Source organism: Methylicorpusculum sp., assembly GCF_030651835.1.
In the GTDB taxonomy this organism is placed as follows: Bacteria; Pseudomonadota; Gammaproteobacteria; order Methylococcales; family Methylomonadaceae; genus Methylicorpusculum.
This window is the reverse complement of record NZ_JAUSBX010000154.1, coordinates 1-9,784: the sequence shown is the minus strand read 5'-3', so window position 1 is coordinate 9,784 and position 9,784 is coordinate 1. Positions and strand designations below refer to the sequence as shown.

Genomic DNA, 9,784 nt, shown 5'->3' with positions numbered 1-9,784 from the left:
AGTGGCAGTCTTCGCACTTGTGGTGGATGCCAAGGATGATCAAGCAGTATCCTTTTATCACCATCACGGCTTTGTGAAATTCGGCAGCCTTTCCAACCAACTGATTCTTGCTCTCACAAACCGGGTGATCGGGGCGTAATTGTTATAAATTCCCAACTCCGATTTTTATACCTTTCCTATCTATGATAATGTCCTTTATCACAGATAGAAAAGGATAGATAACAATGACACCGAAGCAAAAACAGTAGATCAATCAACTTTGAAGCCGCTTTTTATTGTGAACATTTGTTTAGTGGTGTTGCTGATATGTGTTCCGTCTAAACTTAAATCCAACTTCTCTAGGGGGTGATTTTTATGGACATTGAATTCAAAGAAATTATTTGGACAGTTTCGGCAATCGCTGCATGGTTCGCTTACTTCTTGTCTAAAAACAATGCTCAACGAATAAAGGAAGTTGACAAGGCAAAATTATATTTAGAACTCAGGAGTCGTTATTTAGTTATTCGCCAGAACATACCCGATCGCTTTTTTAAACATGACATGGACATTCACCCGAGCGATCCAAACTGGTCTAACATTGAACAGTATTGGTACCAATGTTTTGATGAATGGTTTTGCACAAATAAGTTAAATATTTCTTCCAGCTCTGGTGTAAGCGAGTTCCATGAGTTATGGGACGAATATTTTAAACAAGCAATTCAATCAACCCTGAAGTACAAAGCTATGAGGCGTGTTCTCTCGACCATGATTAAAGGAAATGTTTCATTTGGCAAGTTGCGAACAGACTACGAAAGGCTATTGAACGAACTCTGGATAGAGCTAAATAATGATGTCTCGTCAGATGCTAAAACAATTCATGATGAATTTGAATAGAAGCCATGTTGTTATCCCCAAAATCTGTGGATAACCCTGTCTTTAATTTGTCACATTACCCCTCAACCGCCCTTCCCTACTGGCATCCAGTTAAAATGTCTAATAACTGGCCAACATTTTTGCAGGACAATTCCAGGTATCCAGAAACAGTTGCGGAAGCCGTCGATCGGCTCATGGAATTACTGAGCGGTGAGGAAAAATTGGCTATTTCGGTAATGCCGGAGGAAGGTCTGATCGATTTGCACTTTAATCTTGGCACGACGATCCGGAATGCTTTCGGGCTGCACGAACAAGGAAGCAAACTGCTTGATTCCTGTAACCAGACTCTACATCCCGGAGCTTTATACTTTTCTGTTCATCCGGATGATGCTTCTGAAGTGATTATTGGCAAGTTATGGAAAGAGTTACAGATTTAACATGCAATGATTTTAATGGGCAGAAAAGCATGGCCAGCTGATTTGCCAAAGAGGTTATATAATAAAACGAGAATTTAAATAAAATGAATTCAATAATAAAAAATTTGTTAAAAACAACCACTATATTTCTACTTTCTGTTCTTATCTTTATATATCTCTTCATAGAGTTAGCAAAGCTAAAAGGGACAATGCCTTACGGTATTAATATAGATTCTACTTCTAATATTCCAGATTTATTTAATTCGGTAATAGGCGTACCTATTGCTGTTGCTGGCACATTATTAGCTCTTACCCTTGCCAAGGTCGCTTATGAAATAACTGAAAATGAGTATAAACGGGATAATATTATAATATTCTCAAATAAATACGAAAACTATTACAAAGTTTTTTCTGATATATCAATAAGTATAAGCAGACTAATTGACTTATCAAATTCATTTTTCGGTGCCTATGATGATTTAGTGACATATTTTACAAAAGACTATTGTAATAATAAAGAAAGGGATGATGCTTACTCTAGTTTTTATATTTATGTAAAATCAGAATTAAATAACAGTGCATATTTTGAGGAATTAAAAAGACTTGAAAATTCTTTCATATTACTTCAATCAGACCCTATTTTAAGCTCTTTTTATGAAGAGAAAAGTAAAAATAGCGTGCATGAGACAATAAAAGCAATAAGACAGTGGGGTGCTTTCCATAATATTTCCGACAACTCTGACGCAAATAAAGGAAAAAAATTGTATGATATAATTTCTTTACATATCAAATCAATGTCGATAGATAATAGCACGTCATTCTTTAAAAATGAAGAATACTGGGACTCGAATATAGACTTAGATAAATTTTCTATAGTTTTTTTTGGATGTCAACTATTTCAAAATAAACAGATTTTTATAGAGAAAACAGATAAGGATTATGATTTTCAATATATAAATAAATATAAATATTATGATGAATATTCAAGAGATGATCAACATTTAAGCAAACATGAAGAAATAAATTTTTGGAAATATGAGGATAGAATTCATGAGGTAAAAAAACAGTATATAACTTTTCTTGGATTAAATTTATTACATGACATAATTATATCTATTCCTAATGGGGAAGATATTTATTCACTAATAAAAGAAAACTTACAAATCAAATGCGATGGGGTATATAGAAATATTAAAGGTATTCCATCTAACATAATATCATATGAAAAAGAAAAAATACTTGAAATGATATATCCTCGTGAAAATGCTCCAAAAATGTACGTAAAAGATATTACTAAAGATCAGCAAAAAAATATACGAATACTAAGGAATCACTACGAGAATTAAAATTTTGTGTACTGATACCGCCAAAATGACCATTCGGCGGTTGCGCAATAAAATTATCTTATCAATCCAATCCTAATTCTAATACAAACTTTTGTCTCATTAGAGAGCGATTATTGAACAAAATGACAGATTGAAACTTCCAAACGGCTTCAGAAATTTAAAATTTTGAAGTTGCTTGATTCTGATTAATACCTGCGACAGAAAAAAGTGGCTGAAGAACTTTTGGATCAAAACCTGGAAACAAACTGCCATTCCTTACGGTTTTTGTATCCGGTATTTGGGCAGATGTTAGACACCATTAGAGGGCTTGGGATTGCAATGATACAATTCAATATACCTGTATTGTTTTCCCTAATCCCGATTTTGGCTCATATCAACTAAGAAAGTGGTGAACGGCCACAAGCGGACAGGTGTGAAATCTTTTCGTGTTCGGGGCGAAGCCTTCACCTTTACGGGCAAGGGGGGCAAAGCTGCCTGACCTCTTCTTTTTCTGGCTTTTTGCCTTGTTAAATCTTAAGATTAAAATAAAACTAGAGCATTAAAACCATGAAAGAGCTTTACGAAGGATTAACCTACAAAAACCCTGATTTAAGGCGAGACTTTAGAACCGCAAAAATGGGTAGCGTGGACGACTTCGCGGAAACCTTCGCCCCCTTAATAGTTGAATATTTCAAAAAAAACACAGGCCAAGTGCTGGACTACGACAGCGCATATCAGGAAGCGTCGAATCTTTGGGACTATCTTCGGGAACAAAAAAAACCAATCCCTTTAAATATCAGCGGCGTTGCCTATGTCACAAAAGATGACCTTATTAAATATTGCACCTCGGGAGTGGATATTCCGAAACCATTAGACTTTGTAGAATGGGCTAAACCGTTAACCCCGACTAACAAGAAGGTTTAGATAGTGCTTCTTGTCGGAGGGAAAAGCGCGATAAGTGGCATTGTCAACGCAGAAAACTCTATTCAGGATGAAATTATGCAAGTAGATTACCGGCAATTCCCCGCTTTTCCAAACCCGGTAGTTTGCGCCTAATGATAATCCGGGATCGCAAGGTTTAACGTGACGCTTAATGAAGGCAATGTGAAGTCCGATGCCTCAAAGTGATTCTGTCTCGTCAATTATCCCAGCGCGTATCGCCGTCATAGGCACTGCTGAATTTCAGCAACTGGAATTGACGGCTGAAGAAATCAGAATCTATCTGACGGTGACCGATCGGATTAATTGGCCTGCATCAATGCAGCATCGCGTTCCGGATTTTGCATCTTTTGAGGTCGACGAAGAGGAGTTGTGATTATTTTATATGACGACAAATTGATCGTCACAACCCCTTTTTTAGTTTTTTATTGATACCGCTCATGTCATCGTTTTATCTTTTCCAAGATCGCATATTTCTCGCCGGTGGACATCTTCGCTACTTTCTCGGCTAACGCAACATACTCAGGCAATCGGACGCCTGGGTTAAGATCATCTGTCATATCAGCTATTTCGTCATGCAGGTAATCCACCATTAATGGATCAGTAACCTGCACATTACTTACAATACCTTCGCCAAAAATCATGCTGCTTTCGCATGAATTCGACCGATTTCTGCGGCTTGGAAAATTCTATCATCAATATAAAACTCATCCGCATTTTTGCCGAGCGACTAAACAACCACCTGCTAAATTAGGTGGTTGTTTAATAATAACCCATATTGAGTTCTTGTGCCTGGGCTGACAGTTCTTCCAACGCTGCTAATCGTTCCGAATCGACCTTCGCTTTGTAATCTACCAAATGGAGATAACGCACACGACGATGGGTGCCTACTTTGTGAAAAGGAATCACGCCGCTGTCGAGAAATTTGATCAGATGCGGACGGGAAACGTTGAGCATGTCAGCCGCCTCTTGTGTGGTGAGTTCCGCATGCACAGGAATCATACTGACTGCATTGCCTTGAGCCATTTCGGACAACACATCGATCAACAAGCGAAATGCGGCGGTGGGAATTCTGACCGCTTCATGTTCACCTGCTTGGTCAATAACTCTGATCGATTGCGATTCTTCTTGAGTGCTCAAGTACAAGGAGAGCAATCGGCTGCTTTCCTTTGCTAACGAAACTTCGGCATCCGTAGGAAGGCCTGGACTTTCTTTAGTATTCATTGTTTTCTCTAGTCTTGTCAGTTTGCGCTTATCAGTCGTTAGACATCTATTTTTCAGCTATTTTGAATGCGTAGGTCGTTTTGTATGATTTTCATGATTGGAAATAGCTTGTATTCCACTAATCCGTATGAAAAAAGTCACAGACCATTATGCACAATCGAAATAAACGAAACAGTATGCGCTAAGTTTTCAGAAGCTTATGACCTTGCCACGGTCAGATTGACGCTTAAAATCCTCAATAGATTATGAATGTCTGAAATGGTGGCGGAGCCATATCGGCCAGTTTCGATTTCATTGAGAATCGGAGCTATAGTCAAATATGGTGTATGACCCATTTGAATTAGGCGGCCATCTGCTGTGTTTCTTCTTTTTTCTCTGCCTCCGTGATAATGGCAATGCCGTCCTGGAAACGGATACCCTCAATCACTTCCGGTATTCGTTTAAAACCCTGTATCTTGCGCTAACTCTTCTCGGCCGTCAGCGCAAATTGAAACACCAACCCCATCAAGGTACTGCGCGAAACGCAGTTTTTAGTGCGCGTGGTCCGATGGCTAATCTTGGCAAAGCTGGATTCGATCGGGTTGGTCGTGCGAATGTGTATCCAATGCTCGGCGGGAAAGTCATAAAAAGCCAGCAATGACTCCCGGTCTTTTTCCAACACACCCACCGCCTTGGGATACTTGGCTTCAAAGTCGAGCAAAAACGTGCCAAAGGCTTTATGGGCCTGGGCTTTAGTTTCTGCCATCCATATCTCTTTCATCCCACCTTTGGCCTTGCCTTGCGTCGAATCAGGCAGCGCCGCCAATACATTCGCCATCTTGTGCACCCAGCAACGTTGATGCTGTGTCGTCGGCCAAGCCATAGTTGATGCTCCCCAAAAACCCACTGCGCAGTCACCCGTGGCCAGTTTCGGCGCTTCCTGTGAGCCACGTGCTTGAATATCCTGTAAGACACTCAGCCAAGAGGCCTTCGATTCCCGATAGCCGTCTGACAAGTGCGTATTCTGATTAATTTGAACACTGATACTGGAAAATCCCAAGAAGTGTTTAGGTTGGGCCAGAATATAAAAGGGAACGGTCATTTGCTGAGTAATATCGATTTTTTTAGGCGTTCACAGATGGACGTTAAACTGCCGATCATTGGTTCCGATAAATGATTACCCTCGCCCTCTCTTATTGACGTACGACCTGTTTAGCTTCATTAATCAGTTTATCAAGTTCCTGCATTGATCTATTTTTCAACAATAATGCAGGGGTAAATTCCTTCTTTAATGGCATAGCGGCTTCTTGTAAACCTGATATCAAACGAGAGATCATCGCACGATCAATTGCGTACACTACCTGTTCTAACGGTATTGATTTCAATATCCAGTAGTTTTCTTCACCATCTGGGCCATGTTGATTATCGATTTTTACTAATAAGTTCGCTTTGAAAAACATACTAGTTACTTTTTTTACATCGGCAGAGGTCAGTTTTGTTGGGGTTCCAGATGAAATAATTAGCTCTGCCATATCGGGACGAGTCATAGCGCCGACACCCAATAATCGTTGATAGCATTCTTCGACTGCTGAAAGAGGTACTGAACGCCAACCTTTACTCCTCAATATTGAGCGGTAGCGATCAATAAGATTTGAAGTATCATACTCTTCTGGAATTTTAGCTGCGTGAACTGGAGAAATTGGTTCGTTAGACTTAAAAGTAACTAACCAAGCTTTCCCGCTATAACTTAATTTCACAGTATCCACTTGTTTGACAAAATCATTGAATCCTTTGAAGCCTAATTGTTTTTCATCAAAAGCACTGTCTATATTTGTCATCCGTGCCTTCAATGCCGAACAAACGGCGGGTTCGTCAAAAGTAGCCAGTGCTTTTTCTAATAAATCTGCTGCATCGTCAAACACTGAAACCCGAGTAGCGTCGTCTGCTTTTTCAATTTGTTTTTCTCTATCCAAATAGATAAAGCGTGAGCATGAGCTTTTGACTGATTCGCTGAGCGCCGATCGAGGGCCAGCACCAATAACCTGACGCCCCATCTCTCTTAGTCTCCTGAACAAAGGACTGAAATCAGAATCGCCAGTAGCTAAAGTTATCCATCGTAGGTCGGAATCGCGCCAAGCGTATTCCATCACGTCCACTACAATCTGTATGTCGGCCGCATTTTTGCCTCCAACAGGATGGAAAGTGTGGATCAGCTCGAATCCGAGGCGATTTAAAATGTTTTGATGTGGCATAACGTTTGGCTCAGTCCACTTGGCGTAAGCCCTTCTGACTATGATAGTCCCCATTGAAGTTAGTTCTTCTATCAATTGCTCGAGTCCGTCCTGTTTTATCCATTGGGTTAAGTTTTCAACGTCTACAAAGATGCCTACACGATCCGAAGTTTGCATGCTCACTTTCCGTGTTTATTTAAAAGTTAGTATAGAAGATAAAGTTAGTGAACCGAATGAGCATATTCGTTTTGATTAATTCAGTTTCTGATAGCAATAATAGACCAAGTTTTAATGGTGTTAAGTGATCACAGATATCATCAGTGATCAGTATAAATGACGGACAATGTTCAAATAGCTACCATTGAAACGGTAGAATCGACTGACTGCATAAGGGGTGTTTTTGCTCCTTCCATTCTGACAGAGCTAGTTCGGCCATTATAGCGATCCATCAATAATTACAGGCTAATGACACTTGAAAGCTTGATACCTGCTGTTGAATGTTCCTACTGAAAGGAAAAAAGCGTAACTATGATCTTAGCATCTGGATTTATGGCCTTGTTTACTTTACTACGCATCTTTCAAAAAGCATGTGACCCACTGTTTGTAATGGTAATAGCTATGAACTCCCGTTCCGATTGAAAGACCTGAACAACTCTTTTTGTTAAATCTTCAGGCCTGAACAGATGAAAAACAAATCAATAACAATGAATTTAATCGCCGTTTTTTAACGGAGGCGTTCGACCTAAAACAGCCACTAATTCCGATTGCCTGCGCGTTCCCGTTTTTGAAAACAAACTTTTAAGCTGAGTTCGAACCGTATTTAGCTTTACACCGAATTCTAACGCGTATTCTTCTGGTGAATCACCAGCCAAGAGTGCAGACGCAACTCGCAATTCAGCTTGAGTTAAATTATAAAGTCGTCCTGTTAAGGTCAGTGCTGACAAATTGTTTCGATTATCGGTCACTACAACTAAAGCAAGGGGTCTTTGCCAATCTCGGATAAATGGAGAACTGGCAGACAACGGTATTACATAAAGATGTCTTGGTTCGGCTAAACCCAATTCCATAGCTCCTCCGACGGCAGGCGTTCGAGTAGCATCGAAAATCAATTTGTTCAATTTGTGCTTTTGGTTTTGCTCAGTAGTCGTGATGCATCCAAAACGGCTTTTTAGACCGGAGGCAGGGGCTTTAAACAACTCTTCCGTTTTCTGATTGAGATGCAAAATTCTGCCTGAATCATCCACTATCAATATCGCCACGGACAATGCATCAATAGCCATAGCACCTAAGTCGACCTGGTTTAGCAAACCTGTCATTTTTTGCTGCATCCGTATTGCTCGTTGCAGATGCGAACTAAATCGTAACGCGTCCATTTTATTGTCGGAATCGAAGGGTCGCATCTCATTTGACCGCATGGCAACAAAAGACGTCATGCTACTTTCATCTTCGTCGACCACCGCCAGCAGCGCGTAGCCAAGGCCTCGGGGCAGTAAAAAATCCTGATAAAACTCACTCCTATTGACTACACCGGGGAATATCGTTCGCTGGCAAAAATTCCACTCATGGACTTTCGCGTTACGCAGCAGAGTTACATGTGGATCTATCTTGACATAGTGCTGCTCATAATCGAGATTAAATTGCAAAGGAAAGGCCTCTCCGGCTATCACGGCAAAGAGCACTCGATTTTGAATTTTGTCGATGGTTAACATTTGCGCATCAATACCCCCAGCAAATTGACCACACAAACCGACAGCCTCTTGCCATTTATCGGGCTCGAGAACAGCTTCATATAGGGCGTTAATAACGTGATCCAATGATTCTTCAGACATGAAGTTGCCCCAAAACGCAATTTTATTCATCACCCATATGGGTGATGCGATTGACCCGATGTCGATTTTAAGATGGAGCTGTCGTTAAATCAAAATTTAAAATCGACCTGATTAGGAATGATCTTCACATTCCTCGTCGTTGAGAAATACAATTTAATTAAAAGGTGACATGAATGAAAATACGTTCATATTTTTTATTGGTTCTTCTTCCGCATGTTTTGGCTACGCCTTGCGTCTTTGCAGCAGAGAGTGATGAGAGTACTAACTACCTAGAAAAACATTATGAGCAAACATCAAGACACTTAAGAACAATTTGTTTAGATGGTTGCGATAGCCAATATACGATTATGAAAACCTTTTGCTCTGACTCTTCCGTGAACGATCCAGTCGCTTGCTTAGATGACGAAAGAGAAGATCGTAGAATTTGCAGACAAGGTTGTGATAATTAAAGGAATGCAAAACAATGTTTAAAAGCATATTGGGTTTTTTACTACTATATTGATGATGGTTTTATCAGGAACTACCTTTTCTGCTCAGGAAAAGAAATGTGATAAACCGCTTTACCCTCTAAAAGCCAGTAACTTTATAGATTATATTGAGCATAATCCAGGTGTGTTTCAATCGGGGTGAATTTAACTTGTTAGGAGTTTGAATCTGGCACCAATAGACCAAAAACAGTTTCATTTTTTCATGATAACCCCAAGATAGTGTCACGCCTTCAATTTGTCGTTCACGATGAGGGGAATAATTTAGCCATGGATAGAATTTGGGGGATAACAAATGAAACGACTATGAATCGATGTACCCGTGAGGTTACTTTTCTTGATACTACACATGAAGCAAACAGACTAGGAGCCTGTCCGAGAATAGCATAGAGAGAAGGATTATTTTTTCGAAAAAGCATTAGAATATTCGAATATTTATATGTTATGCCGGAGTTTTGTAACTTTTTACGTATAAACTGGCCTCTTATCTTGCTAATCCCCCTT

Annotated in this window: 11 protein-coding genes; 6 read left to right on the top strand and 5 right to left on the bottom strand. The window is 39.9% G+C overall.

The window, feature by feature from the left end; all coding sequences use genetic code 11:
• Positions 1-354 precede the first annotated feature (354 nt).
• The 5 genes from Q7V32_RS19850 to Q7V32_RS19830 all read left to right on the top strand — a co-directional run bounded on the left by Q7V32_RS19850 (position 355) and on the right by Q7V32_RS19830 (position 3,908).
• A complete protein-coding gene (locus tag Q7V32_RS19850; RefSeq protein WP_304898706.1) occupies positions 355-873 on the top strand; it encodes a hypothetical protein in 519 nt (172 codons plus the stop codon).
• A gap of 95 nt (positions 874-968) precedes the next feature.
• On the top strand, positions 969-1,289 hold the full coding sequence (locus Q7V32_RS19845) for a DUF6794 domain-containing protein (RefSeq protein ID WP_304898705.1): 321 nt from the start codon (positions 969-971) through the stop codon (positions 1,287-1,289).
• A gap of 83 nt (positions 1,290-1,372) precedes the next feature.
• Positions 1,373-2,614 (top strand): hypothetical protein, encoded by a 1,242-nt coding sequence (locus tag Q7V32_RS19840; RefSeq protein ID WP_304898704.1) that lies wholly within the window; start codon positions 1,373-1,375, stop codon positions 2,612-2,614.
• 546 nt (positions 2,615-3,160) lie between these two features.
• Complete coding sequence (locus tag Q7V32_RS19835; RefSeq protein ID WP_304898703.1) at positions 3,161-3,517, top strand: hypothetical protein; 357 nt, start codon at positions 3,161-3,163, stop codon at positions 3,515-3,517.
• A 190-nt stretch (positions 3,518-3,707) separates the two neighbouring features.
• A complete protein-coding gene (locus tag Q7V32_RS19830; protein ID WP_304898702.1) occupies positions 3,708-3,908 on the top strand; it encodes a hypothetical protein in 201 nt (66 codons plus the stop codon).
• A gap of 67 nt (positions 3,909-3,975) precedes the next feature.
• Here Q7V32_RS19830 and Q7V32_RS19825 read toward each other — a convergent pair whose 3' ends face one another.
• The 5 genes from Q7V32_RS19825 to Q7V32_RS19805 all read right to left on the bottom strand — a co-directional run bounded on the left by Q7V32_RS19825 (position 3,976) and on the right by Q7V32_RS19805 (position 8,795).
• Positions 3,976-4,176, bottom strand: a complete 201-nt coding sequence (locus tag Q7V32_RS19825) for a hypothetical protein (RefSeq protein ID WP_304898701.1) — start codon at positions 4,174-4,176, stop codon at positions 3,976-3,978.
• A 118-nt stretch (positions 4,177-4,294) separates the two neighbouring features.
• Entirely contained in the window at positions 4,295-4,756 is a 462-nt protein-coding gene (locus Q7V32_RS19820) for a helix-turn-helix domain-containing protein (protein ID WP_304898700.1), read from the bottom strand.
• A gap of 460 nt (positions 4,757-5,216) precedes the next feature.
• Complete coding sequence (locus tag Q7V32_RS19815; RefSeq protein ID WP_304898699.1) at positions 5,217-5,837, bottom strand: transposase; 621 nt, start codon at positions 5,835-5,837, stop codon at positions 5,217-5,219.
• Positions 5,838-5,928: 91 nt separating this feature from the next.
• Positions 5,929-7,143: an NYN domain-containing protein gene (locus Q7V32_RS19810; RefSeq protein WP_304898698.1), complete on the bottom strand. Its 1,215-nt coding sequence runs from the start codon at positions 7,141-7,143 to the stop codon at positions 5,929-5,931.
• A gap of 533 nt (positions 7,144-7,676) precedes the next feature.
• The gene (locus Q7V32_RS19805) at positions 7,677-8,795 is read right to left on the bottom strand and encodes a helix-turn-helix transcriptional regulator (RefSeq protein WP_304898697.1); all 1,119 of its coding nucleotides are present in this window, start codon (positions 8,793-8,795) and stop codon (positions 7,677-7,679) included.
• Between the two features lie 173 nt (positions 8,796-8,968).
• Between Q7V32_RS19805 and Q7V32_RS19800 the strand changes: the two genes are divergently transcribed.
• Positions 8,969-9,244: a hypothetical protein gene (locus Q7V32_RS19800; RefSeq protein ID WP_304898696.1), complete on the top strand. Its 276-nt coding sequence runs from the start codon at positions 8,969-8,971 to the stop codon at positions 9,242-9,244.
• Positions 9,245-9,784 lie beyond the last annotated feature (540 nt).

Bases quoted from the DNA above. Each gene is read 5' to 3' on its own strand.
- Q7V32_RS19825 (WP_304898701.1), bottom strand. From the start codon at position 4,176: ATGATTTTTGGCGAAGGTATTGTAAGTAATGTGCAGGTTACTGATCCA.
- Q7V32_RS19840 (WP_304898704.1), top strand. From the start codon at position 1,373: ATGAATTCAATAATAAAAAATTTGTTAAAAACAACCACTATATTTCTA.
- Q7V32_RS19805 (WP_304898697.1), bottom strand. From the start codon at position 8,795: ATGTCTGAAGAATCATTGGATCACGTTATTAACGCCCTATATGAAGCT.
- Q7V32_RS19810 (WP_304898698.1), bottom strand. From the start codon at position 7,143: ATGCAAACTTCGGATCGTGTAGGCATCTTTGTAGACGTTGAAAACTTA.
- Q7V32_RS19815 (WP_304898699.1), bottom strand. From the start codon at position 5,837: ATGACCGTTCCCTTTTATATTCTGGCCCAACCTAAACACTTCTTGGGA.
- Q7V32_RS19845 (WP_304898705.1), top strand. From the start codon at position 969: ATGTCTAATAACTGGCCAACATTTTTGCAGGACAATTCCAGGTATCCA.
- Q7V32_RS19850 (WP_304898706.1), top strand. From the start codon at position 355: ATGGACATTGAATTCAAAGAAATTATTTGGACAGTTTCGGCAATCGCT.
- Q7V32_RS19830 (WP_304898702.1), top strand. From the start codon at position 3,708: ATGCCTCAAAGTGATTCTGTCTCGTCAATTATCCCAGCGCGTATCGCC.
- Q7V32_RS19835 (WP_304898703.1), top strand. From the start codon at position 3,161: ATGAAAGAGCTTTACGAAGGATTAACCTACAAAAACCCTGATTTAAGG.
- Q7V32_RS19800 (WP_304898696.1), top strand. From the start codon at position 8,969: ATGAAAATACGTTCATATTTTTTATTGGTTCTTCTTCCGCATGTTTTG.
- Q7V32_RS19820 (WP_304898700.1), bottom strand. From the start codon at position 4,756: ATGAATACTAAAGAAAGTCCAGGCCTTCCTACGGATGCCGAAGTTTCG.